Below are 24,029 nucleotides of genomic sequence, written 5' to 3'. Positions count from 1 at the left end.
CAATAGATCGGTTCAAATTTCTTAAAAAAATCATCAATGGCACAGAAGATTTCTGTAAAATCAGACATGGTGGTTAGAGTCTTTGGTTTGTGTAGTAACTTTCTAAATGGCTCTAGCCATCTTTTTTTCAAGCGGTTTTCTTATCCGTAATTCGGGTTAATTAAGTTAACTAATCGTGCAATTTCAGCTCTTAAATTTTCATCCTGAAACTGATTAGCTAAATCAACAGAAAGGATGATATTTTTTTTCTGAGTATCAAAAATTATTGAGTTAAAGCATGGTAAATCTACAGTTTTATATGCAAAAACTCTTTCATACTCTTCATCTACAAAATCCTGTTTTAATGCAAAAACACCTAAATCAACTTTAGTTGAAAGTGATCTGATTGACTTAAATGTATAAAAAATTTGGTGATTATGAATAGTTTTTATATATTCGAAATCTAAAGAGTTATCAAGAATTGATGAGAAATCACCATCAAAATCTATAGAAATCTCATCGAGTTTTGCAATTATGTCATCATAGTTTTTGGGGTTTTCATATATAGATAAATATTTATCTCTAAATAGAATGGTAGAGAAAAGATCATTATGAAAGGCTTCAATTATCTTATCTAAAATTTCATTATTAATTTCACTATTCTGGAATTCAGAAATGAGTTTGTAAGTGTCTTCCCAAGAACTTTTCGTATTTAACAATCCATTCGATTTAAAAATAGAATTAATACTACCGCGAAGTGTATAACCTCTATTTTTATAGAATTTTACTCCACTTTGAATGAATGCTTGTTTTTCTTCAAAAGTTTGTGCCATTTTACTCTCTAACTTATCACTAAATTTTAATATAAACCAAAAGCTTACAATAGATAATATCTGTTTCGGGATCGTAGCTAAATTAAATATCTATGCTAAAATTATTTGCTTGAAACTATTACTCTTTGCTTTAACTCTTTGCTTAAACACGAACGGGTAGTAGCTTTATTTCCCAATGATTCCCAAATCTCTCAGCTAGGTATTGTGAAATAGCCTCTTTACGAGCTTCATATTGATCATTTTTTAGAAGAACGGCGTTGGTTCCTGTAGATACTCCATAACGAGTAAAACCATCCATAGCATCATTAGCCATGGTCACATTTGTGAGAAATATTTGCGCTTCACCATTCTTAATAAATTTGTCGATCCCTTTTAATTTGGGAGCAATTTCTACGGGAATTGTGATTTGAACTACATGAAATGGATCAAGAGAAATGGATTCGACTTGGTAGTCCACACCTCTTGTCATACCACCACTGAAGCTTTGAGCAGTTTCATCAGCAGATTCAAAATCATCAAAGAGGCCTATATCAATCGCTTCTTCACGGGATTCTGTAGTAGTAAGCCAACCGTCATCATCAGGAATGATGTAGCAATTTTCTGAGATCAGTTTAATTATATAAGACATATACCCCCCAATATTTTCTTTCTTAGCAATGCTTTATAACGCTTATTGAGGGGTTTTCCAACAACTATATTTTGGCAAGTTGTATTTTAAGTAATTAATAGAATTAATTTTTCCTAGGTATTCATCTTCTGTTTTTTATGTTCATTTTAAGAAATGGGATTACGATATTTGGATCATAAAGATTCTTCCCAGTACTGCCGATATTAAATAATTTTAATTGCCTAGAAAGGGTATCTATTGACATCGGAAAGCGTTTAGTAAGCCAGGTTAGATCTACCAGATCAGGATATTGCTCTGCTTCTAAGGCAACCACTGTGGCGCCGTGAATTTTATCTCCTAAACATATTTGAGGAGGGGTGTTGCTTTCTACCGTGATGATGTATTTGTGCTTAAACATAATTGAGGCTACTCAGGTTTATCTTTAAACTTTTCTACTTCTTTTTTTACCACTGACTCATACCAGAAAACATCTTTTTCTGTAATTCTAACCGGTTCAGGAATATGACCTTTCTTTAGCAGTCTATAAAACTTGGTTCGACCCACAGCAAGAAGATTCATAAATTCTTTTGCTCGAACTCGTCTATCAATATTCATAGGTATTTGGAAGTTAGTTTTTATTCTAAATAGATTTACCTTTTTAATAGGGAGGGAGCAATAAAAATACCCCTAATAATGTTACGAAAACTAAGTTCTATTGATAAAAAAATTTATTAAACCATGACAAATTTTGACATCACAAAGGACCCGAAAAACACTATCAAAGCCTTATACAGTAAGCATTAGAGTTTTATAGTTTTTGCGGATAAATCATAGAATTAGGGGCATATACTGAATGTCCGTACTTTTGATCATTTTATATACGTGGACTATGTTACTACATCAAAAAAATGCTGTTACCACATCAAAACCTGTAATAGCCTTTTCCTGTTACCACATCAAAATGTAAAACCTTATGCCACGTTTCGAGCCTAATTTTTTTATAGAAATTGGGTAGATCTTCTATCAAGTTTACCCAAGTGCATTAGCACTATTTCTCAAAGTGTCCTACGGCGCTAAAACATGGCATAAGGCTATTAAAAAAGCCCACTATTGTGAACTTTCATTGGTTTGCATATCTTCGCAATCTTTCTTTAACCCACTTACTGAAGTCTGGCAATTTATCTGCATGGGCTAGTAAAATTTGAAATATACCCAATATTGGTATCATTCCGAAAACGGTAATATTCCCAATATTGGGGTTTTGAATGACCCCGTTTTTGGGATTTTGAATGTACCCGTTTTTGGGATGCAGAACCTATCAATGAATCTACCATTGAATCAATCATCTCTCTTTTAAGAGAGCGCCGTCTTAATTCAAGGTCAAATCTTCTTCCATATTCAAGAATAAAATTTAAAACCAACTTGATATATGTACTAATTTCGCACTGGCTTGAGCTGTGGGCGATTTGAATTAAAAAAATGATAAATGGTACATCAATAATTTTTGTGAGCTTGTAGGGCAAATTAGAACGATATGAGAGAGCTTGTTATAAATATTATTTGCTCACTCATTGTCATCGTATTTATCTAGGATAAAAAGTTCGTTTGAACGCAATGTTATGTAGTGAAAATAGCTAGAAATATAGGGTTTTGCTCTCTGCCTCGCGCGCGCGCGCGTTTTATTGGGAAATATACCCATTTTTTAGGCGCTTAGATTACTCCTTAATAAGTTGAAACTTGTGGAGGGGTATATGGGGATTCTTGTTGAACTTAATAATTTTGATATTTCAAAAAGGCTGATATTCGTTAAAAACACCATCCATTACGGCGCACCAAATTATAAGGAAATGATTGAAGAGCTAAAAGAACATCATGAAATGACAGGGGAGAAAATTGCATACCTCTTACCCATATCAGGTGCATCGACTGTTTCAGAGTGGGCACGTGGTGGTAGGCCTAACTATGAAGTAGGTGAGGCATTGATTGAGCTTTGGAAATTATTTACAGATAAAGACGATAAAGATATTCCGAGAAATAATCACTGGAGCCTATAGGTTATGAACAAACCAAAAAAACCGGCTTTTAAGCCTTTAGACTGTGATGATATGGAAAGATCAATCCAGTTATGTAATGGGATTGAATACCTTATTGATGAGTTTCAAAGAGAAATTAATGGGAAAGAAGCCGTGCAATTGTTTAACAGTAATTATAAAGGACACTTGCTAAAAGTTGTTTCTCACCTGGAAGAACTTATTCATCGCCTTACTTACTTAACGGCTAAGAACAATAAAGAATTCTATTATGAGCATCTCTATACGATTTTAATTAGCCTGAATAGTTGCCCAAATGCCTTGATCATTACGGCGCATTATTTAGATCCTGATCAAGAATTTAAACGCCTCCTTAATCGGAATACATTCGAGTTTGAGTTGGGCCAGATTGTTAAGAAGATCCAGTTTATAAAAAATGTGCTGGGATCACTTTCTATTGGTCGTAAGTCTGGCGTGAGAAATATCAATCATTACTTTAATCAAACAAAGCGTACAGCCTAAGTCAGATTCAGAGATGGGAGCTATTTAGGCTCCTTTTTTAATGTCTGATACACCCATTTTTCTGCATGAAGATATCTCTAAACTAAAAATATCTTAGTAAAAATATAGAGCTAAATATGAGCGAAATTATATCACCAGAAAATACTGAACTTTTGACTTACATCATGGGTGGAGCGCATAAGCAATCCTATGTACATTCAGCACTTAATTTACAGACTGAATTAGAACAAAAAATAGAATCTGGAGAAATTGAAAAAGCGGATACCGGATTGGTTAATCATTTTGGCCCTAAGCTTTACATAAGAGAATTTAGTGCTAAAGCCGGCACTTTAGTTGTAAGTAAAATGCATCGGACAGAACATTTTATTTTGTTTTTAACGGGTAGCTTAAGTGTGTTGACTGAAAATGGTATTGAGCACATTAAAGCCCCGTGTATTCAACGAACAATGCCAGGAACAAAAAGAGTAGTTTATTTCCATGAAGACTCTACTTGCATGACGATCCACCCCACTGAAAGTACAGATTTAGAAGAAATTGAAAAAGAAGTAATTGTCCCAGAGGGGAAGGAAGAAGAATTCTTAACTTCTATAGGGCTTAATATTCAGGAGATTGAATAATGTCTTGGATGGCAGTAGCAGCAGCGGCAGCGGTAGCAAGTACAGCACTTGCAGGTTATTCAAGCTATAACCAAAATAAAGGCATGGCAGAGCAAGCGGAAGCAGACGGTAAAGCGCAGTTAGCACGTGGTCGTCTTGAAGCTGAACGTATTCGCAAGGAAAAAGAAAAAGCTCAATCAACAGCACGGGCAGCCGCCGCAGGAAATGGGCTTGATGTGCATGAAGGTACTGCAATTGTCATTAATGATGAGATTGAACGTGCCGGAAACTATGATGCTGCAATGGCTGAAATCACTGGGTATAACTCATCACAGCAATTAAAAGCCGCAGCTAGTCAACATAAAAATAATGCAAATGCAGCAGCGGTAACTGGTGTTTTAGATACTGTTTCCACAGGTGCTAGTGGTTATTCTAAGGCTAAGGAGGCTAAGAAAGCTGCAGATCAGGCCGCTATCAATACAGCAGCACCACCAAAGACAACCGGGGGCTGGAAATAGTCAGAGCATATTAATTTTTGATCAACAATCAAGGAGCATTAGCTCCTTTTTTACATCTAAATACACCCAATTTTTGAATGCCAATACTGTCCTAAATTGATTCTATTCAATAGATTTAGAAGGGTAAATTAATGGCTAAAATTCCTATGGGTAATTTTGGTAATGCCATGCCTCAAGTTGGTCGTATCCAAATGCCGCAAAATCAATCGGGTCAGATGATTGCAGGTGCATTGCAGAATATGTCCCAAGTTGCACAGCAGCACCATGAAAGAGAAAAACTTGCACAAGAAAAGCAAAAGATAGAGCAGGATAAGAAAGACAAAGCTGATTTTGCACTGCAATCATCAAAGATTGGGGCAGACATTAGTTTGGTTGATGATGACTTGCTGATTAAAATGCAAAGCGGTGAGCTAACTTTTGATGAGTCGGTTCAGCAAAGACAAAAAAGTTTAGAGACAATAAAGGGGCAATATAAGGAAGCAATTCCTAAAACCTACAATCAAGCTTTTGATAATTACTTTGAACAACACTCTTATCAAAGTGCATCTAAATATTTGCCTGTTGCCCAAAAAGCTGAACAGCAACAGTCAATCGTACAATTAAAAAGTATGACTGAAAACTACCTTAAAAGTCCTGATGCCAGTGATCAAGAGGTACAAGTTGGGCTTCAAACATATGCTCAGTCTAAAGGTCTATCTCAAGCCTATGTGGACAATACATTCTCGGAATATAAAAACAAGCGTTCTGGAAATGATGTAAACGCATTTTATCTAGCCAATAAAACAGATAATACGAAACTTACAGAGCTTACGACCCCTGAAGCTGTTTTAAAAAAACATCCCAACTTGACTCAAGAACAAGCCGTTTACTGGAGTGGTCGAGCTGCAAGTCAAATGGATCAGAACCAAAAAGCTTATGATCGTCAGCAAAAGGAAGTTGAGTCTGATGCTAAAGATGCCTCAACAGAAATGCGAAATGATATTGAAACAGGCCTAATACCGAGTGAGTCTGTAATTAATGCACGTTTAGCACGTGTAAAGGGAACTACCCATGAAAAAGAGTTCGTTCAATATTCTGGGGCTTTAGTCGAAGTTCAAAAATTTATGCGATTAGGACCTGATCAGCGCGAGGCCTATTTAAGTAAGAAGCGATCAGAGGCTCAGAATACGGCGCAAGATAATGCTAAAGATGTGAGTTGGAATCTAAATCTATTATCTAAAACTCATGAAAACATGCTCGGTTATGAAAAGAATAATTCAACTTTGGCTTATTCAATTAAGACCGGGCAGGAATTAACACCAGTACCGACTACCTCTATCATTATGGGGGATCCTGAAGCAATTAAGGCTTTATCCAAAAATATTAAAACCCTACATGCGAGTAATATTCTTGACGGCGTAACGGGTTCATTAAATCCCTTATCTAAGCAACAGCAATCTGAATTAAAACAATTCTGGGGAAAGGCTAAACCTGGCGATAAATTGAGTCTGCTTACTAACATCTATAAATCCAGTGCTGGTAATGCCAATGCATCTAGAGACATGATCAATAGTATTGCAGGGGAAAACGGCGCATATCGTTTGTCTGCTTCACTCAATAACCGGGGATTACAAGATATTGCAGGACAAATTGTTACCGGTCAGGATTTGATTGAAAAGGGATTAGTCAAAGTAGATGAAAATAGTTTAAGAACACATACAGAAAATTATTTGGCTGGCATTACATCACCAGGTAAACCGGACTTTCAAATCTATCTAGACTCAGTCAAGGCTAATTATGCTTATTTGGTTCAGAAGTCCGAAAAGGTTACTGATACTAAGGGTAGCATTCTGAATAAAACAATTGATGAGGACTTACTTAATAAAGCAATTCTTAGCGTCACTGGAGGGAAGTACACATCAGGAGGGTTCTTCGGAAGTAAATCTGTTGTGCTGCGACCTCATACGGTAGGTGAAAAATCATTCCGTGAGCAATTGGAGAGCTTTAATTCTCGCAATGCCCGTCATTATGGGGGATCTGACAAAGACTTCTTTATAGATCTTCCTTTAGAACAAGATCCTAAAAATCCCTACCGTTACTATTTTAAGAACGGTACCAAATACGTGATGGATAACACGGATAAAAAAAGACAAACACGTTTAACTTTTACGGTTCGATGAGGTAGATATGGATTTTTTAGCAGATGATGAATTAACGTTAAATCAGGATGATCCTCGTTTCAAACCTAAAAGTCAGCGTGGGAACTTTGCAGATGGTGCATTGGGTACTATTTCTGGCGTTGCTATGGGAACAATTGAGGCTGCAACAGCACCAGATTCAATCATTAGGGGGGATAAAAAGGCAGCTGCTCTTAGAGCACAAAACCTTGAAATTTTTAAACCTGATGATTTAGGCGGTGTAGGTGAGTTTACCTATGGTCTGACTAAAGATTTTACACGTATTGGGTGGAACGCCGTAACCACACTAGGTACAGGTGGTGTACCCGGTTTAGCTCTAAATTCAGGTTTATTTGGTTATCAGACTTTTGAAGCAGAAAAATCAGATTTACTAAATAAAGGAGCTGATATAAAAACAGCTCGAACTGGGGGAGCCATTAAAGGTGTTACAGATGCTTTAGGATTCGCAATTCCTACTCATGGCGTATCCAAATCTGTAATAGCTGACGCCGTTGCTACTACTGCTTTGTCTACTGCAGCAGGTTCAGCCGGTGACTATGTCGAAGGTTCATATTTAGAGAACAATAAAAATAAGAAGGTTGCTCAATACGGCGAAGCTTTAAAGGAAAATGCAACCAGTCCCTCTACATTGGCAGCGAATGGGGGAATGGCATTGCTGCTTAACCTGTGGGCGAATAAGGGGAGATTGCGACCAGATCAGGTTAAAGACCACAGCAGTGTGGATGCTATGAATGATGCAGCACATATTCAAGCGAATGTTGAGCATGCGGAAGGTTCAAACCCATTTAGTCCAACCAACCCGAAAGAAGCGAACTCACACCTTGATGCATTAGATAGTGCCATGGAAAGCGCATTAAATGATGAGTTGGTGAGTCTGAAGACACCTGTGGTAGGAACACCAAAAGAGAAAGTGGCTAAAGTGGCAGTGGTTCCAAAAGACGTGCTTACAGGGACTCCAAAAGCGATCGGAAGACCAGTTCCATTAAATGCTGATGAGCATAGAGCACAAGTTTTTACCAATCCTATATTGGAAAAAAAGCCATGGGCCAAAACTATCGCTCAAGAAGCTTCTAAACGCGGTATTAATCCAGTAGATGCTTTAGTGTTATCTCATATAGAAAATGCTGGCACGTTTGACCCAAAAATTCAGCCTAAAGATAAAGATGGGAATCTACTGTCATCTGCTACAGGCTTATTTCAAACCATTGATAGTACGTTTGCACGTATGGGTGGAAAGAATAAGTTTGATGGTAATGACCAGGTTAAAGCAGGCCTTAATTATTATGAACACAATGCAAAGGTTTTCCGTAATCAATTCAAGCGAGATCCTAATGGTTTAGAGCTTTACTATCTGCATTTCTTTGGTGAAGGGGGTGGTCCAGTCTTTTTAAAGGCTAAAGATAATGAGTTATTTGTTGATGTGGCCACTCGTTGGAGCAAAGGCAACGAGAAAAAAACGGCTCGTCAAATTGCGGAAGGTATTACAGCGTCTCATAAATTTAATGGCATGACCGTTGGACAGGTTAAAGCCAAGTATCAAAAGCGATGGGATGAAGTCGCCAGACAGTATGAAGGCGTTGGCACACTGTCCGATGACAATGGATCTACAGCTGTTAGAGGAAGTGAGTCAGAGTTTCCAGAGTTTGAGTCAGATATAGCGGCACCGCCTACCTATAAATCTCAATCTGATGCTGAGGTTGAAGCTATGCCGTTTGTACTCACTACAGATGAGCATAGTGTTAAATCAATGATTGAAGAGTTTGAGGCCCTATCTTCTCCATTAACCAGAGAGGATCTGGAATACCTCAAGGCTACGGCGCATTATCAATATTCTGAAAACAGTGCTTATCGTGCGCCGTATACCGAGCCTCAAATTGATTTATCTGGTCCCAGTAATAGTGCCAATCGTACTTTGGATACATTGGATTCTGACCTTCAGCAATTTGCACCAGAGCAACAAGTATTGCCTGAGCAGCAATTAGCCATTTCAAATGCGGAATTCGACAATCCAAATCTTAATAATGAATTGCCTGAATCAACCAATCAGCAGAACTCAATTATTGAGGGGGTAGATAACTGGGCTTATACCAGATCGCAAAACTATCTTAAACGCGAGCAGACGAGGGAGGATGGTAGTTTAACTCAAGAGCTCCACAACAAAGCCTCTAATACGACCTTTCAGCGTCAGATTAATCAGGACGGAACGATCACTCCAGTAAAAGCTACACGTAATGGTAATGATCTATTTGCACATCCAGCCAATAGCAAAGCAGATAGTCTTGAATTAACAGCAGTACAGCATAAAGCTGCTCAGGCATTAGAACGGGAGTTTTGGAAGCCAGGCAAATCTAAAGTTGATGGTGCACCAGACTTAACTAAATCCAGTAAAGGTGAATACGGCGCATTCACTGATACTCCAGATGGTAGAGAAGCTGTTTCGATTATGGAAGCAGATCCTGATATGGAAGTGACCTTTACCCGTATGGATGAAAATGGGAATGAGGAAATTGTGACGATGTCTTCCCGTGATCTGTTGGACTATGTCAAAGAGCAAGAAGAAATCGCAAAAGATGAAATTCAGGCAGTTAAGGCATTAGCAAGCTGCGCATTAAGATTTGGGAGTGAGGCAGCATGAGAGCTGAATGTAGAGAACAAGTTGCAAAGGCTTTAGGTAAAAGAAAATTAAGTGCCGCTGACAGTAACCGTATTTCATCACTGTATATCCGTGCACAAAATACATTGTCCAGAACTGATCCAGACTGGATATTTAAAAGCCCGGCTGAACGTGCAGAAGCGATTGCTCAGAAAACAGCTTCGGATCTCGCCGTGCAGATTGCTAAAAACAATCAGAACATTGCCAGAGATGCCATCATCAAGGCACAGCTGCAGAACGAGATTTATAATCATCCTAAATTAAATCCAGTTCAGGTTCTTATGCGTAAGATTGCATACTTCTCCGATCAAAGCGGTATCCAATCTATAGAGAAGCAGTCTCAAGCATTACATAGCCGCTGGATGTCTTTAGTCGCTGATGTATTTACCAAAACCCAAGAACGTTTTGGGATGTCAGTGAATAAGGCAATGACTGACGACATTATTCGGGTCATGTTTGGAGGGAAGTCTGATAATCCTGAAATCACGGCGATGGCCAAAGAGATAAGTGCAGCATTAGAAGAAATGCGTTTAGGCTTCAATCGTGCCGGAGGGAATATTAAAAAATTAGACAACTTCGGTTTTATGACATCCCATGATCAAAAGAAAGTTGCTTTAACAGATCAGTCAGAATGGGTGAATGATGCTTTAACAAGTTTAGATCGAAATCAGTATGTCAAAGAGACTGGTGAACTCATGGATGAGTTAGAGCTCAAATCCATGCTTGAGGAGGTTTATAAAACCATTTCAACCAACGGCGCTAATAAAGACTTATTGGTACTGACTAAACAAGCCAAAGCAGGTACATCACCTGTAGGTGGTCGTGCCAAAATGGCTAACCGCCACCAAGAATCTCGTGCTCTACACTTTAAAGATGGGAATGCATGGTTGGAGTATCAGAAAAAATACGGTACTTACAATGAATCAGGCTTTCATGAAATCCTGAAAAACCATACTCAGCGCATGAGTACTGAAGTGGCAATGATGCAAAACTTAGGTTCGAATCCGCGTCTGACATTCGAATCATTATTGGATGAAGCCAAAATTAAACTTAAGGCTGATCCACAGAACGGCATGAAACACGGCGAGATTGATAAGCAAGCTCATCGAGCAGTATCGATGTATAACACTCTAGATGCCAATACCCGGGCGATTGATTCTACCTTGGGTAATGTCATGGGTGGTCTTCGTGCCTTAATGGTTGCTTCTAAATTAGGCGGTACCACATTAACTACCTTTGGTGACCATGCCAGCATGAAGAAAGTGGCCAATATGCTGGGCTTGTCTTATACCAAATCCATTCTTCCCGAATACATGAAGCAGCTCAAGCAGGGTGCTACACGTGATGAAGCTTTAAGATTCGGGCTTGGTATTAATGAGATGATTGGCTCCATGTCACGTTTTGGCGATGCCGATATTGTGAGTAGTGCTACCAAGTCAGGGCGTTTTAATGCCCGTATGAACACCTTTGCCTCAACAACAATGAAACTATCGGGTTTAAACGCCGTGACCGCAGGAGCGAAACGAGCATTTAATCTGGTACATATGAATAAGCTTGCTGAGTTGACCCGTAAAACGGATTGGAAGGATCTTGGTGCAGATGACTTAAAAATTTTAAAGGGTAATGGAATTACTGAACGTGATTGGCAATTATGGCAACAATTGGAACCAAGTAAGCGTGAAGATGGAACTGCAGTATTAACTCAGAATGATTTCTTTAATGCACCAGATGATATATTTATTGATTTTTCATCGCCTGAGCTTAAAGCTTTAAAAGATGAAATTGAAGGTCAAATATCTGAGCTGAATCGCCGTAATTCAGAAGATGATCTGCGTATTGCGAACAAAGCACAGCGAATAGAGGATGTTAAAAAACAGCTCTCAGCAAGACTTCAAGACTATGCCAATAGAAAAGATGTCAAAGCCCAAGCAGAGAAACAGTCTCTTCAGGATCGCATTGATTTAATTGATGCACAAAAAGAAGCTGTAGCGATTCAGTCTGATATCAATAGATATCTTCAAACTGAAAAGCAGTCAAACCGCATTCAAGATTTTTTACAGCAAGTAGAGGAAGGTAGGCATTCAGATAGCGCATCCTTTTCTGCACGTAATAATGTGGAAAAAAATGCATGGCAGTATGGCAATAGAGCAGAGTCATTAGGTCATCGTCTTGGCAATGCAGAACGCCGTATAATTGAGTTGCGTGCAAAAATGCGCGATGCTGATAGTGCAGCAAACAAAGCTATTGCTCAAAAGTTTAAAGAACTGGATAAGCGCGTAAATGATCTTGATACAGAATTTGATAGCTATCTCAGTCGGGCGCAAGAGCGTCAGGATAAGCGAAATAAAGTCGCTAATCGTTTAAATAACTCAATCACACCACGTCAGCAAGAACTATTAGCAGATGCTCGTTATAAAGCAGCAATGAAGTATCAGACTCATCTATTTAATGAGGAGTCAGTTGCCATCATTGAGGCTGGTGTACGTGAGCGTAGCATTATCAATTTAGGTGAAGCTGGAACTATTCAGGGGGAGTTGGGCCGAACCTTATTCCAGTTTAAGGGCTTTCCTTTGGCATATATGTTCCGTATTGGTCATCGTGCCTTTGCTCAAGGGGACATTAAGAGCAGAGTGACGTTCTTAGCTTCGCTATTGGCTTATCAAACATTAGCAGGGGCATTGATCGTTCAAACTCAGAACTTAGCCAATGGTAAGAGTCCTGAGCCGGTATTCACAATTGATTTCTTCGGTAAGTCTATTTTGAAAGGTGGTGGACTTTCATTCTTAGGTGACATCATGTCTTCATTATCAGATCCAACCGGTCGAAGTGCATCCGACTTTATCAGTGGTCCATTAATAGGTCAGGGTATGAAGTTAGGTATGCTGCTTACCGGTATGGGCAATAACATCATTGAAGGTAAAGAATCTACCCGGATGATGGAAGTGGCAAATGCCTTGAAGAGTAATATTCCATTACAGAACCTTTGGTACAGTAAGTTGGTGGTTGACCGTATGCTGTATTCAAAAATGCAAAATATGATTGATCCAGATTATTTACCACGTACACAGCAGCGGCTTGAGAACTTGGGTAATAGCTATTGGTGGGATTTATCTGAATAAAATTAGGAGCTTCGGCTCCTTTTTTATTGTATGGTATTTGAGCGTAAGATAAAAAAGTGAACTGAAGTGAAAAGAAAAATAGCTTTGATGGGGATTTGTTTTGCTAGTGCTATCAGCACATTTAGCCATGCAGATGATGTATATGCCACGTATGAAGTACTAACATCTAAAGAGTTGGCCAATAAGTCTATTCTCGCTTTCGAAAGTTTTACTTGTTCTGTGTGGGCCGATCTCATGGGGGATCAAAAGGCAAGTGAGACATTTCTATTGAATGGATATGATCATGGACGCGTATATGTGCAAGGCTTATTAAATGCAAAAATCAATCAGGACGATAAACGAAGATATATCCCTGGCATTATGTACCCCGAGTTAAAGTTGACGCCTAATGTAGATTTTATGCTCGGGGCTATTTTTCAGAAGGTTAGGGATAATACGAAAGCCATAACCTATGATTTAGATGCCAAAGGATCTGATAAATATTTTTCCAAATCTAAAGAATCATATGCTCAGAATGGATGTGCCAAGATTTTATTGGATATGAAATAGAAAAGAACTTTTTGGAAATTGAATATGATTTTAGACCGCGAATTCCAACTCGAAATTATGAAAAAGATGGCTGAGGTGTACCCAGCTGCATATAACTTTTGGACTGATCTTGATTATCGAGATAAAGAAAATCAGCATAAGCTTTATTCGAATCTCTACTACTTACAATCTCATGGATTATTAGAACCAAAGAGTATTCACTACACTAATAGCCTGGACGGTATAGGAAGCTGGACCTTGGGAAATACCAGGCTAAATCACAAAGGTATGGATTTCTTGGCTGATGACGGTGGACTATCTGCAATCTTAGGTACCGTGACTATCAAGTTTGAAACTGAGCAATTAAAGGCTATTCTGGCTGCAAAAATCATGAGTTCTGATCTTAGTCCTGAACGCAAAACTACAATGATTGATGCAATCAAAGAGCTACCAGTAGAAGGTCTAAAGCATCTAACAACAAAAATTGTAGATGTTGGTTGGGATAACTTAGATTCACTTATGGCTTTAATACAAGGTAGCCTTCCATTATGAAAAAAATATTAACCTTCTCCTTGGCTGCTCTTATGAGTTCAGTAGTATTTGCCACCCCAATTACTCTGCAGCATGTTACGACAACCTATGTGAACTCTGGTATTTGTTCAGCTGCAATAAATGTAACGATCCATGACTTTTTAGGGGAGAGTGATAAGTTATATTTGGATCTGGTGGCAAAAGACAAAGCAGGAAAAGTAAAAGGCACTTATGAAGATGTTATTACTTACGGCGATGTTCAAAACCTATCAGGCAAGGCCACAACTAATGTATTTATAGAATCTGAGGAAGTGTGTGGAGCGGATCGCACCTGGACGATCAATGTAAAGCGCGCCGTATTGGTGGTGAATGGCAAGCGTCAGGATTTATTGAAAACCAAGCAAGTTCATATTGATGACTTTCAACCAATGAAAATTAAAGTTGGTCAGTAGAAAAGAATTATTTCCAATGGCTCATCTATATGGTGGGCTTTTCTTTTTCTAATTTCTTCCTATACTGCATGGGTCAATAACTAAAATAATTTTAACTATGAAAATAAAAATACTTATCAGCTTATTTCTTACCCTTGCTATTACTGGTTGTCAAAAACAACCGGAAGAAGCAGTTGCATCTGAACCGGACAAAATTGATATAACAGCTAAAGCACAGTTTGAGCAATCAGATAAAAAGATTGAGGCATTCTTAAATCAACTTGAAAATCCTGACACTTCACAAGACGCACGGACTCACATCCTATGTAAAGATTACCCAGGCGAATATAAAAAGAATTACATGCCAGCTCTATTAAAACTTTCCCCAACTGACTTTACGGAAAAGAAACTACTTTTGGATTTGGATTCTGCTTTGGACTATTACAAAAAAAGTTTTGGAATTAATTGCTGAGAGTGATTTAGGTAAAAAATTGAAGCGTTATACGTTAAAAAGCCCCATCTTTGGGGCTTATGTTTTTGCACTCAAAGTAGTTCTAACTGACCAATTTCATATTTATAGGTCTGCCATTCTCCCTCACGTGGTACGCGATCTACTCGGGTTTCTGATTTCCATAATTCTATAAAAGCTTCGCCGTGTTCGAAATTCGGTATTCCACCCCTTGCCCATTCGCTTACAGTCGATGCACCTGCCACTGGTAGAACAAACGCAATCTTTTCATGTGTCCATTTAAGCCGGCTCAAATCCAGAATCATTCGATTAAAGTCTGGACGTTTGTAACCACGTTGTTTAACCAGAAATTCTTTGACCTTCTTTTGCTGCCTTAAATTGATAAATCGCTCAGCATTAGCTTTTTTAAAAACTGTACTATCCATGCCACAATTATTTATAAACATAGCTATTCAATCCCCTGAATTTGATTAAGCGCATCATGGTCTAAGTTAGTAAATTGGCAGTATTTCAACTGAGCATGCATAAATGCAGTACCAGCTTCGCCGTGGCGATTCTTTCCAACTATGGCTTCAGCAATACCTCGGTATTGAGATTCTTTGTTGTAGACCTCATCCCGATATAAGAAAACAATTTGATCTGCATCCTGTTCAATTGCACCAGACTCGCGTAGATCCGATAAGACAGGGCGTTTGTTTGGTCGTTTCTCAAGTTCACGATTAAGTTGTGAAAGTAAGACGATGACGCAATTAAACTCTTTGGCCATCGCTTTAAGTTCACCAGTGAAATAAGCAATCTTCAAGTCTTCCCGGGCAAATGGTTTTGTGGTCTTCATGATCTGTAGATAATCAACCAGTACCGCACCTACAGAACCATATTGGTGCTGAATCTTACGAATGGATTCACGAATATTGGCAATCGATGGTCTAGAAGTATCGTTGATTTGCATCGGTACATTTTTAAGCATCACCACGGCGTTCGTATAAGCCGTAAATTCATCTTTTGGCAGTTTGTGAGGGGAGTTACGTACCAACCCAATATCAGCAGGTGCCATGGCACAACAGAGACGCATAGCAATCTGTTCTTTCGGCATTTCACCAGACATAATCAAGACTGATTTTTTCTGAATGATTGCTACGTGGTTGGCGATTAGCTGCATCATTGTGGTTTTACCCATGGCTGGTCTTGCCGCCACCACCAACAAACATCCTGGTTCAATATCACCTAATTTTTTATCAAGATCATATATACCGGTTTGGATACCCTTAATCATTGTTTCGCCAGCAATCATTGCTTCCATCTTGCGACTGATTTCAAGAAACGTATTTGATGCAGCATCATGAATGTGGAATAAAGATTCACTTCCTGATTCAGTATTTAGATCAGCAAAGGCTGTCTGAGCATTCAAAACCAAATCCCCACGACTTATGGTTAAGCTACGTGCACTCTGAATTACTTTTTGAGCTTCTGCCTCAACTTTGCGGCAAGTGGTAAGGTCTTTTAGTTTTTCAGCATATGACACCAGGTTATAAAAACTTGATGGGGAATCACTCATTAACTGAATGAGATATTTCTCTCCGCCTGACGCTTCGCCGTAATTACGCATTTCTAGCCATTGATTGACGAGTACAGCATCATATGGAGAGTTCTTGCTATCAAGGTCTACAATTGCGTTAAAAATCAGTTTATGGCGTGTAGCGTGAAAATCTTCTTCAGTAAGCAGGTTTTCAACTTGAGCGTATGAGTTTGCAACGGTCATCAATGCTGCCAGTACAGCCTGTTCGATTTGAAGGTTGTGAATAGGGAGCAGGGTATTAGAGTTCATTGCATGCTCTCCAGTAAACTTTTAGGTTTCGAGGGTAGGTTGATTAGTGGTTGAGCTTGCTGAAGTTGTGATTGTTCAACGGCCTGTTTTACATAACTTGGATTAGCTTTTTGGTAGCGTTCAAACTTATCGATGATCCAGCGAACGAATGAATACAATTTTCTTGCGTTGGGCATCACTTGGCCAGCATAGTGAGCGTTAAAGGCTCCAAGTTGAAATTCGAAATCAGGCAATCCAAAAATCAATTCTAAATTTTGTTGCTGACCAGCAGTGTTTAATACATTGATCAATTGATTTTGATCTGGAATCCAATCGTGTTCTTGAGAGAGATTCATTGATAGATTCAATGGTTGGTTCTGCATCCCAAAATTGGGATCGTTCAAAATACCGTTTTCGGGATCGTTCAAAGTACCACTTTCGGGATTATTTCCATTATTGGAATCATTCCGTTTTTGGGATTGTTTAATGTCACCGTTTTTGGGGGTATTGGCATCAGAGCTACTATCTTTCTTTGAGTTTAAATCATCCTGTTTTTGGGTGCATTCTTCACGACCCTTTACGCCGTTGAGTTTAAGAACTTTAGTCCGTTTAGTCGGTCCCTTACGCTCACCTGTATCTATAACCAAGCCTGATTTAATAAGCTCAAGCAGGACCTTCTGAACAGTCTTATCGTTCAAGGCTGTATCTTTTGCAAGGCGCTCTATACCAGGCCACGCAGTATGTTCTTCACCTGCCCGATCTGCGAGGGAAAGTAGAACGAGACGTTGTGAGGAGTTTTTCACCGGAGCTTTCCAAGCCCATCTTGTTGCATCAATGCTCACTAGACCCTCCTTGCCGAGTTGCTTTGATTACGGCATTTGCAAGTCTGCTTCCAGTCATGCGTATTGACTCAGCATAGGCAGAAGAAGGTAATGGTGGTTTAGGTTCTGTACTTGGCTGAACTTTATTTTTTTCAGTAGAAATAGGAAGCTTAGTCATTTTGATCTCCTCCTATTTTGTTCCACTCCATTTCATATTTTTCGCGTTCAACATCAAAAGTGTTGCTATGGTTATCAGCCAAATATGCAGCAATATGAATTAAGTTATCAAGACCACCAAATACGGCGCTATGAATATTCTGCTTCACGGCATCTTTAACTATCTCAGCTTCATCTTTAATTTGATAAAACATAGTTTGAAGCCAGGATGTATTTTCATAGGCAAGAGAGTAAGTATTAAAAAGATCACCAGCATCGTACTGATCATGAGACTCTTTCGTATGTCTCTTAAACTCAAGGTTGTAAGTATCTACCTGGCTATCAGCAAGAAGCTTTGAAACAGAAATTAGATTTTCGAGTTCAGAAAACACAACTTGACTAACATTATTATTGTGAGCATATGCTTTAATTTGCGCTGTAGATTTGCTGATTTGATTAATCAGGGTACGAAGTTGTGCTATAGCTTCAGATGCAAGCATGTAGGCGTTTAGAGCATCTGCTGCACTGTAGAAAGGAATTAGTTGTTCAGGTAATTGAAAATTTACTTTAGCGTTCATGATGAATGCGCTCCTAATGATAATTTAGAAGCTCTGCCATTTACTGCCAAGTAAGGGTGGCAAAGCTGAAAAGGGTTGGCAGACTGGTTCATTAGGTTACCAGCACACTCGAAAGTGTCCCTCTCCAGCTTCACCATAGAGATGCGGAAGCATAGAGATTTTACGCATAAAAAAAGCCCAAAGCGGACTGTATGCGCCAATGATTGATAGTCTGCCAAGACTAATTCGATGATTTTGCATCGAACAAATCCAATATAGCCGAATCGTTTCAGTTTGAGAAGAGCTATTAAAAAAATAATTTTAAATTTCATACGGCCTCCCCAAACCTTTAGCTAGGATCTGCATGCCTTTTGGAAGAATAAAGAATTCCGTTTGCGTGTAGCTATATGGTTGGCCAGAAGGTTTTACGCCTTCTTTGTGAGAATACTTAGTTTCGCAATAACCACGACTTTCACTGTAGTAGGTTGAAGCACGAGCCTCATTAAGATAGCGATCCCAGCCTTTATCTCGAAGCCATTTAGCCAGGTCAGCTTGCTTTACATTTAGAATTTTGCAGGCTTGTTGGAACTTAACGCCGTGTTCTGTTTGAGTGATAGTTTCGATAGCTACGGACAAAGCTTTGTTTTCTGCACTCAGCTGTAGATTCTGTTTTGCTTGGACTTCAATCGCTTGTAAAAGATGCTGAGGGTTGCTGATATCAAATACCGGCGTTTTTTGCTCAAGCTCATACCAGCGCTTTACTATTGCTGCGGTGAATTCAGGGCAGAGCTGCGCAACTACAGTAATTGAGTCCAGCTTGCCTTGTTCTCCAGAGAAAACATACACATTAGTGTGTCTGTTTGGGCTAACAGATTGTTTATTTTCAACTTTCATCATTGGTGGGAGTTGAATTACTCCACGTTTAGAAAGGCGTTCTATGGATAAATTAACGGCCCGTAATTCAGACTGGACAAGCTCGGCTATATCAAGGCTCAACATTTGATGAGCTGTTAATAAAAGATTAGAAGCATTCATAATTATGCCTCCATCTCAGCGGCTTCTTTCTTGCTGTTGTGCCAGTCGACTAATTCTTGATAATCGAAGAAAACTGGAGCCTGTTTTGTTGTGCCTTGCTTAATTGGCCTGGGGAAGGAAGGGTCTTTGCGGATGGTATGACGGAGTGATTCACGTGTGACGTCAAGCATTTGACATGCAGTACTGAATTGAATTCGAATTGGTTTTATTTGAAGCATAATTACAACCATTATCATATGAAATCTTGGTTGTACTTAAGCAAAAATATATTGGGGTAACGAATACCTAAAGGCGTCACTGAACCGTACCGGGTTTGTCAGAGACCAACTTTCTTGAGAGAATGTCCCAATGACAAAACCAAAATATACTCCTGAAATCAGAGAAAGAGCGGTTCAATTATTGATTGAATCTGAAAAAGATTATCCTTCTACTTGGGCTGCAATCACAGTAATTGCACCTAAGATTGGCTGTACTCCTGAAACACTACGTTCCTGGCATCAGAAGTATTTGAATCAACAGAATCCAATCAAAGTACAGCAGCTTTCAGACCAAGAACGCATTAAACAACTTGAACGCGAAAATAAAGAACTGCAACGAGCCAATGAAATTCTACGCAAAGCAGCCGCTTTTTTCGCCCAGGCGGAGCTCGACCGCCCACACAAATAATGGTGGATTTTATCCATAATAATAAAGAGCTGTACGGAGTCGAGGCGATTTGTAGAATTTTACCTATCGCACCTTCAACCTATTACCGAACTTTAGATCTCGCGGACAATCCAGAACATCGAGCGAAACGAGATTTACATGACTTGCATCATGCTGAACAAATTAAACGAATTTGGAAGGAAAGTTCAGGTCGATATGGTGTACGTAAAGTTTGGCAAAAACTGAAACGTGAAGGCTATATTATTGCGCGCTGTACAGTTGCTCGATTGATGCAAAAGCTAGGTATACAAGGTGTTTGGCGTGGTAAGAATAAACAAACTACCCGTAGCCGAGATGATCAAAAACGAGCAGATGACTTGGTGAAACGCAATTTTAGTGCTGATCAGCCTGACCAGCTGTGGGTCGCTGACTTCACGTATATTCAAACAAATGCAGGCTGGGTCTATACCGCCTTTATTATTGATGTGTTCTCACGAGCAATTGTTGGATGGAAAGTATCAACACGTATGAATACAGACATGGTGCTCGATGCACTGGAGCAAGCATTGCATGATCGAGGCATGCCAAAGAACGTGATTCATCATAGTGACAGAGGCGTACAGTATCTTTCTATTCGCTATACCAATCGTTTAGAAGCAGCAAATTTAAGGGCATCAGTCGGTACGACCGGTGATTCATACGATAATGCTTTGGCTGAAACGATGAATGGCTTATACAAAACAGAGGTGATTGAATATTTAAAAGCAGATTGGCAAGGTTTAGCAGATGTACAACTTGCGACACTAAACTGGGTAGATTGGTTCAATAAAGAACGTGTACATAGTGCGCTAGGTTATGTGTCACCTTTTGATTTTGAAGCAATGTACTATGATAAAATTAATCCGTTAGGTCAGGTAGCCTAACTTAAATAAACTGTCTCCGACAAACCCGGTACGGTTCAGCATCCCTAATACGTTCATCAAAAGTTAAACCTTTAAACTGTCCTTTCGATTCCGCTTTCTTGAACTTGTCCCAAAGCGGTTCTAACTCAAGCAACAGGTTAAAGGTTGATTCCATACGACCAGTAACATCATCTTCAGCTGTGTTATAAAACACGTGTTTTTTCAGTTCATCGCGGAAAGCATTGTCCTGCATAATGATTTCGCCTGCCTGTTGTTTCAACGCATCGCTTGGTTTGTTAACAGGACGACCGAGCGGGAAACAGATGAATTTGACTAAGCTAGCCGCAATGCCGACGGGGAAGTTGGCAAATAAACCATAAAAGGCTTCTTGCGTATTAAACAGGGATTTTTCCAGGGCCAGTTTGGCATGAACCTGTTCAGCTTCCGTTTTTTTGCCATGTTCATAATATTTAAGAATGGCAGTGCTGATAAACAGATTGGCGTGAATATCAGCCAAGCGCCCTGAAAGCATTTCTTTACGTTTAATATCTCCCGCAAGTAGACCTAAACACATATCGGCAGTTAGCGCAAAGTTAGTACTTAAACGGTTAATCATCTTGTAGTAGGGGCGAGTAAAGTCGTCAACACTTTTAGGCGCATCAGATGAGCCACCCACATAGCCATAAGCAAAGGCACGCGCAGTACGGTTAAAGGTATAGCCTAAATGCTTGAACAGCATATCGTTAAAGGTATCTAAGGCAGTTTCTTTATCTTCCGCTTGCAATAGTTGCAATTCCTCAAACAGATAAGGATGACAACGCATCGAACCCTGACCAAAAATCATTAAGGAACGACTGAGGATGTTGGCGCCTTCAACGGTAATCGAGACTGGAATAGTTTGATAATAAAGTGCTAAAAAGTTGCGAGGCCCCATTTGAATGGCACGACCACCAACGACATCCATCCCGTGATTGACGACGCGGCGCATGGTTTCAGTGGCGTAGTATTTGGCCATTGCGGTCATGACTGCAGGTTTACCCCCTTGGTTCAAACCACACGTGACCAAATATCGGAAGGCTTCAAGCATATAGGTATCACTGGCAATATCACTGGTCGCTTCCTGCACACCCTCAAATTTGCCGACTGAAATCTTGAATTGCTGGCGGATTTTGGCAAAGGCACCTACGGTTAAATACGTTACTTCACTTGCAGCGGTCGATAATGCGGGTAAGGAAATACCACGACCGACTGCCAGACATTCCATCAGCATACGCCAGCCTTTACCAATATTTTCAGCACCACCAATAATCCAGTCCAGTGGAATAAACACATCCTTGCCATCTACTGTTCCGTTCATAAAAGGGGAACCGGGATTGTGCCGTGCTCCCACTTTTACGCCCTCATGACTGGCAGGAATCAGGGCACAGGTAATGCCATATTCCATCTTGTTTCTATCACCTAATAGTCCATCAGGATCATACAGTTTAAAAGCCAGACCAATCACGGTCGCAATCGGGGCAAGGGTAATCCAGCGTTTGGAAAAATTCATGCGTAGGCCAAGCACTTGCTGACCTTCAAACTCGCCATAACAAACAACACCGGTATCCGGAATTGCGCCAGCGTCTGAACCCGCTTCTGGACTGGTAAGACCAAAACAGGGGATTTCATCACCTTTGGCTAGGCCGGGTAAATAGCGGTTTTTTTGTTCTTCAGTTCCATAATGCAGCAGCAACTCGCCCGGTCCTAAAGAATTGGGTACCATACAGCTCACGGCAGCGGTTAATGAGCGAGAGGCAATTTTGCTCATAATCCGGCTTTGTGCAAATGAACTAAATGCACGACCACCATATTCTTTGGGAATAATCAGGCCTAAAAAACCATTTTCACGAATATAGGTCCATGCTTCAGGCGGCAAGTCTTTATAGTGATGATGAATATCCCAGTCATTTAGCATGCTGCATAACTGCTCGACTTCATGATCTAAAAAAGATTGTTCTTCTGGAGAAAGTGTAGGATAAGGATAGCTTTCAAATTTGGACCAATCGGGGGCTCCCATAAACAGGTCTTTTTCCCACCAGCTGGTGCCTGCATCCAAAGCTTCGCGCTCAGTGGTGCTAATTGTCGGCATGGCATTCGCCAAAGCCTTATAGGCAGGCTTGGTAATCAATGCCATCCGTAATGAATCAATCATCACAATTAAACTGATGAGAATGAGCGGAATACCAAAAATCAGCGACCACGGACTAATAAAGGCGGTTACTACCGCAACGATAATTGTTGTAATTGCCCCTGTATTACGGCTCAATGCAAAAAAGAAAATCGCCCAGATTGTAAAAAATTGAATAAGCACACTGATGATGAATAGCATTTATTTTCTCCAGTTGCTTACACCGGATCAAAGTCAGAGAAACAGGAAAGGGTATCTGAAAATTGCAAGATAACTTCTCGCACTGTTTTATTAGAATGACTTTAGGTGTAATAAAAATATTGTTGTTAAGACCGGGAGGCGAATGAAAAACTTTCATCCCGAATTTATAAAATTAAATCTTGTTTTTAAGATAGAGTGTTTTTTGAACAGTGTAAAAGATTGAACTGTAAGAGAAATGTCACGAAAAGTAATAGCTACTTGTAACTATATCTATTTAGATTTTTATTATTTTTGAATAAGTAATAAATAATACAGAGAGATGCGTGCGTATGTAGTATTACTATAACAATCAATGAATTTAGAGAAATACCGGCATGCTTAAATTGATCTACTACGTTCCCGAATCTCATCTGGAATCAACTAAACTCGCTGTATTTGAAGCTGGGGCAGGTGGGATTGGCAATTATGAGTATTGTGCCTGGCAGGTTCTGGGTACAGGACAGTTTAAACCAGTGAAAGGCGCAAATCCATTTATTGGCGAAGTCGGAGAACTGGAACAGGTAGAAGAATGGCGTGTAGAAACTATTGTTTCTGAAGATAAAGCATTCAATGTGGCTAAAGCGCTTAAGGCAAGTCATCCTTATGAAGAGCCTGCGTTTGAGTTTATACAGATGGTAGATATTAAGTAATTATGCTTAATTTAATGAGTTTGATCATTATAAACTCTTGTCTTAGATATAAAGGTTAA

General features: G+C 39.5%; 23 protein-coding genes, 1 pseudogene and 1 other annotated feature. Of the genes and pseudogenes, 13 read left to right on the top strand and 11 right to left on the bottom strand.

Features of this window, described 5'->3' with window-relative positions:
* Positions 1 to 140 precede the first annotated feature (140 nt).
* From E0409_RS01815 to E0409_RS01800, 3 genes are all read right to left on the bottom strand, one after another.
* Positions 141 to 812, bottom strand: coding sequence for a hypothetical protein (locus E0409_RS01815; RefSeq protein WP_131286997.1), 672 nt, complete (start codon positions 810 to 812; stop codon positions 141 to 143).
* 142 nt (positions 813 to 954) lie between these two features.
* Entirely contained in the window at positions 955 to 1,440 is a 486-nt protein-coding gene (locus tag E0409_RS01810) for a hypothetical protein (protein ID WP_131286995.1), read from the bottom strand.
* A gap of 405 nt (positions 1,441 to 1,845) precedes the next feature.
* Entirely contained in the window at positions 1,846 to 2,034 is a 189-nt protein-coding gene (locus E0409_RS01800; RefSeq protein WP_131286991.1) for a helix-turn-helix transcriptional regulator, read from the bottom strand.
* A gap of 1,136 nt (positions 2,035 to 3,170) precedes the next feature.
* Between E0409_RS01800 and E0409_RS01795 the strand changes: the two genes are divergently transcribed.
* From E0409_RS01795 to E0409_RS01745, 11 genes are all read left to right on the top strand, one after another.
* Positions 3,171 to 3,473 (top strand): hypothetical protein, encoded by a 303-nt coding sequence (locus tag E0409_RS01795; RefSeq protein WP_131286989.1) that lies wholly within the window; start codon positions 3,171 to 3,173, stop codon positions 3,471 to 3,473.
* 3 nt (positions 3,474 to 3,476) lie between these two features.
* Positions 3,477 to 3,971, top strand: a complete 495-nt coding sequence (locus E0409_RS01790) for a hypothetical protein (RefSeq protein WP_131286987.1) — start codon at positions 3,477 to 3,479, stop codon at positions 3,969 to 3,971.
* 116 nt (positions 3,972 to 4,087) lie between these two features.
* Complete coding sequence (locus E0409_RS16440) at positions 4,088 to 4,588, top strand: hypothetical protein (RefSeq protein ID WP_165541284.1); 501 nt, start codon at positions 4,088 to 4,090, stop codon at positions 4,586 to 4,588.
* On the top strand, positions 4,588 to 5,085 hold the full coding sequence (locus tag E0409_RS01780) for a hypothetical protein (RefSeq protein WP_131286983.1): 498 nt from the start codon (positions 4,588 to 4,590) through the stop codon (positions 5,083 to 5,085). Before E0409_RS16440 ends, E0409_RS01780 begins: the two co-directional genes overlap by 1 nt.
* A gap of 131 nt (positions 5,086 to 5,216) precedes the next feature.
* Positions 5,217 to 7,244, top strand: coding sequence for a hypothetical protein (locus tag E0409_RS01775; RefSeq protein WP_131286981.1), 2,028 nt, complete (start codon positions 5,217 to 5,219; stop codon positions 7,242 to 7,244).
* A 7-nt stretch (positions 7,245 to 7,251) separates the two neighbouring features.
* Positions 7,252 to 9,897 (top strand): lysozyme family protein, encoded by a 2,646-nt coding sequence (locus E0409_RS01770; RefSeq protein ID WP_131286979.1) that lies wholly within the window; start codon positions 7,252 to 7,254, stop codon positions 9,895 to 9,897.
* Positions 9,894 to 13,034, top strand: coding sequence for a hypothetical protein (locus E0409_RS01765; RefSeq protein WP_131286977.1), 3,141 nt, complete (start codon positions 9,894 to 9,896; stop codon positions 13,032 to 13,034). Before E0409_RS01770 ends, E0409_RS01765 begins: the two co-directional genes overlap by 4 nt.
* Positions 13,035 to 13,100: 66 nt before the next feature.
* Positions 13,101 to 13,583: a hypothetical protein gene (locus tag E0409_RS01760; protein ID WP_131286975.1), complete on the top strand. Its 483-nt coding sequence runs from the start codon at positions 13,101 to 13,103 to the stop codon at positions 13,581 to 13,583.
* A gap of 24 nt (positions 13,584 to 13,607) precedes the next feature.
* Positions 13,608 to 14,114 carry a hypothetical protein gene (locus tag E0409_RS01755; protein ID WP_131286973.1) on the top strand — a complete coding sequence of 169 codons (507 nt, stop codon included), beginning with the start codon at positions 13,608 to 13,610 and terminating at the stop codon, positions 14,112 to 14,114.
* Positions 14,111 to 14,545, top strand: coding sequence for an IrmA family protein (locus tag E0409_RS01750; protein WP_131286971.1), 435 nt, complete (start codon positions 14,111 to 14,113; stop codon positions 14,543 to 14,545). Before E0409_RS01755 ends, E0409_RS01750 begins: the two co-directional genes overlap by 4 nt.
* A gap of 97 nt (positions 14,546 to 14,642) precedes the next feature.
* Positions 14,643 to 14,996 carry a hypothetical protein gene (locus E0409_RS01745; protein WP_131286969.1) on the top strand — a complete coding sequence of 118 codons (354 nt, stop codon included), beginning with the start codon at positions 14,643 to 14,645 and terminating at the stop codon, positions 14,994 to 14,996.
* 71 nt (positions 14,997 to 15,067) lie between these two features.
* Here the strand turns inward: E0409_RS01745 and E0409_RS01740 are convergent, their stop codons facing one another.
* The 7 genes from E0409_RS01740 to E0409_RS01710 all read right to left on the bottom strand — a co-directional run bounded on the left by E0409_RS01740 (position 15,068) and on the right by E0409_RS01710 (position 19,584).
* Positions 15,068 to 15,418 carry a hypothetical protein gene (locus E0409_RS01740; protein WP_502699775.1) on the bottom strand — a complete coding sequence of 117 codons (351 nt, stop codon included), beginning with the start codon at positions 15,416 to 15,418 and terminating at the stop codon, positions 15,068 to 15,070.
* Between the two features lie 23 nt (positions 15,419 to 15,441).
* Positions 15,442 to 16,818 (bottom strand): replicative DNA helicase, encoded by a 1,377-nt coding sequence (locus tag E0409_RS01735; RefSeq protein ID WP_131286965.1) that lies wholly within the window; start codon positions 16,816 to 16,818, stop codon positions 15,442 to 15,444.
* Positions 16,815 to 17,639 (bottom strand): helix-turn-helix domain-containing protein, encoded by an 825-nt coding sequence (locus tag E0409_RS01730; RefSeq protein WP_131286963.1) that lies wholly within the window; start codon positions 17,637 to 17,639, stop codon positions 16,815 to 16,817. The genes E0409_RS01735 and E0409_RS01730 overlap by 4 nt, the downstream gene beginning before the upstream one ends.
* Positions 17,629 to 17,796, bottom strand: a complete 168-nt coding sequence (locus tag E0409_RS16435) for a hypothetical protein (protein WP_165541283.1) — start codon at positions 17,794 to 17,796, stop codon at positions 17,629 to 17,631. The genes E0409_RS01730 and E0409_RS16435 overlap by 11 nt, the downstream gene beginning before the upstream one ends.
* Positions 17,789 to 18,352, bottom strand: coding sequence for a hypothetical protein (locus E0409_RS01725; protein WP_131286961.1), 564 nt, complete (start codon positions 18,350 to 18,352; stop codon positions 17,789 to 17,791). The genes E0409_RS16435 and E0409_RS01725 overlap by 8 nt, the downstream gene beginning before the upstream one ends.
* A gap of 300 nt (positions 18,353 to 18,652) precedes the next feature.
* A complete protein-coding gene (locus tag E0409_RS01715) occupies positions 18,653 to 19,366 on the bottom strand; it encodes a phage antirepressor KilAC domain-containing protein (protein ID WP_131286957.1) in 714 nt (237 codons plus the stop codon).
* Positions 19,367 to 19,368: 2 nt separating this feature from the next.
* The gene (locus E0409_RS01710; RefSeq protein WP_131286955.1) at positions 19,369 to 19,584 is read right to left on the bottom strand and encodes a transcriptional regulator; all 216 of its coding nucleotides are present in this window, start codon (positions 19,582 to 19,584) and stop codon (positions 19,369 to 19,371) included.
* Positions 19,585 to 19,714: 130 nt separating this feature from the next.
* Between E0409_RS01710 and E0409_RS01700 the strand changes: the two genes are divergently transcribed.
* A protein-coding gene (locus tag E0409_RS01700) for an IS3 family transposase (protein WP_131286953.1) occupies positions 19,715 to 20,934 on the top strand; the annotation gives its coding sequence in 2 pieces (ribosomal slippage) (positions 19,715 to 19,991 and positions 19,991 to 20,934; 1,221 coding nt in all).
* Positions 19,990 to 20,106 (top strand) — a sequence feature (AL1L pseudoknot). Its footprint overlaps the gene before it by 117 nt.
* Before the next feature lie 37 nt (positions 20,935 to 20,971).
* On the opposite strand, the pseudogene E0409_RS01695 reads toward E0409_RS01700, so the two are convergent.
* Positions 20,972 to 23,281: pseudogene (locus E0409_RS01695) on the bottom strand (acyl-CoA dehydrogenase); the annotation flags it as partial.
* Positions 23,282 to 23,655: 374 nt separating this feature from the next.
* Between E0409_RS01695 and E0409_RS01690 the strand changes: the two are divergent.
* On the top strand, positions 23,656 to 23,970 hold the full coding sequence (locus E0409_RS01690) for a YqfO family protein (RefSeq protein WP_131286949.1): 315 nt from the start codon (positions 23,656 to 23,658) through the stop codon (positions 23,968 to 23,970).
* Positions 23,971 to 24,029: the final 59 nt, after the last annotated feature.

The sequence above is a fragment of the Acinetobacter sp. ANC 4862 genome, assembly GCF_004336635.1.
Lineage (GTDB): Bacteria > Pseudomonadota > Gammaproteobacteria > Pseudomonadales > Moraxellaceae > Acinetobacter.
This window is presented reverse-complemented; position numbering and strand designations above follow the sequence as displayed.

What these genes read in the sequence shown, in the direction of transcription:
- E0409_RS01815 (WP_131286997.1), bottom strand. Translation starts at nt 812, where the DNA reads ATGGCACAAACTTTTGAAGAAAAACAAGCATTCATTCAAAGTGGAGTA.
- E0409_RS01810 (WP_131286995.1), bottom strand. Translation starts at nt 1,440, where the DNA reads ATGTCTTATATAATTAAACTGATCTCAGAAAATTGCTACATCATTCCT.
- E0409_RS01800 (WP_131286991.1), bottom strand. Translation starts at nt 2,034, where the DNA reads ATGAATATTGATAGACGAGTTCGAGCAAAAGAATTTATGAATCTTCTT.
- E0409_RS01795 (WP_131286989.1), top strand. Translation starts at nt 3,171, where the DNA reads ATGGGGATTCTTGTTGAACTTAATAATTTTGATATTTCAAAAAGGCTG.
- E0409_RS01790 (WP_131286987.1), top strand. Translation starts at nt 3,477, where the DNA reads ATGAACAAACCAAAAAAACCGGCTTTTAAGCCTTTAGACTGTGATGAT.
- E0409_RS16440 (WP_165541284.1), top strand. Translation starts at nt 4,088, where the DNA reads ATGAGCGAAATTATATCACCAGAAAATACTGAACTTTTGACTTACATC.
- E0409_RS01780 (WP_131286983.1), top strand. Translation starts at nt 4,588, where the DNA reads ATGTCTTGGATGGCAGTAGCAGCAGCGGCAGCGGTAGCAAGTACAGCA.
- E0409_RS01775 (WP_131286981.1), top strand. Translation starts at nt 5,217, where the DNA reads ATGGCTAAAATTCCTATGGGTAATTTTGGTAATGCCATGCCTCAAGTT.
- E0409_RS01770 (WP_131286979.1), top strand. Translation starts at nt 7,252, where the DNA reads ATGGATTTTTTAGCAGATGATGAATTAACGTTAAATCAGGATGATCCT.
- E0409_RS01765 (WP_131286977.1), top strand. Translation starts at nt 9,894, where the DNA reads ATGAGAGCTGAATGTAGAGAACAAGTTGCAAAGGCTTTAGGTAAAAGA.
- E0409_RS01755 (WP_131286973.1), top strand. Translation starts at nt 13,608, where the DNA reads ATGATTTTAGACCGCGAATTCCAACTCGAAATTATGAAAAAGATGGCT.
- E0409_RS01750 (WP_131286971.1), top strand. Translation starts at nt 14,111, where the DNA reads ATGAAAAAAATATTAACCTTCTCCTTGGCTGCTCTTATGAGTTCAGTA.
- E0409_RS01745 (WP_131286969.1), top strand. Translation starts at nt 14,643, where the DNA reads ATGAAAATAAAAATACTTATCAGCTTATTTCTTACCCTTGCTATTACT.
- E0409_RS01740 (WP_502699775.1), bottom strand. Translation starts at nt 15,418, where the DNA reads ATGGATAGTACAGTTTTTAAAAAAGCTAATGCTGAGCGATTTATCAAT.
- E0409_RS01735 (WP_131286965.1), bottom strand. Translation starts at nt 16,818, where the DNA reads ATGAACTCTAATACCCTGCTCCCTATTCACAACCTTCAAATCGAACAG.
- E0409_RS16435 (WP_165541283.1), bottom strand. Translation starts at nt 17,796, where the DNA reads ATGACTAAGCTTCCTATTTCTACTGAAAAAAATAAAGTTCAGCCAAGT.
- E0409_RS01725 (WP_131286961.1), bottom strand. Translation starts at nt 18,352, where the DNA reads ATGAACGCTAAAGTAAATTTTCAATTACCTGAACAACTAATTCCTTTC.
- E0409_RS01715 (WP_131286957.1), bottom strand. Translation starts at nt 19,366, where the DNA reads ATGAATGCTTCTAATCTTTTATTAACAGCTCATCAAATGTTGAGCCTT.
- E0409_RS01710 (WP_131286955.1), bottom strand. Translation starts at nt 19,584, where the DNA reads ATGCTTCAAATAAAACCAATTCGAATTCAATTCAGTACTGCATGTCAA.
- E0409_RS01690 (WP_131286949.1), top strand. Translation starts at nt 23,656, where the DNA reads ATGCTTAAATTGATCTACTACGTTCCCGAATCTCATCTGGAATCAACT.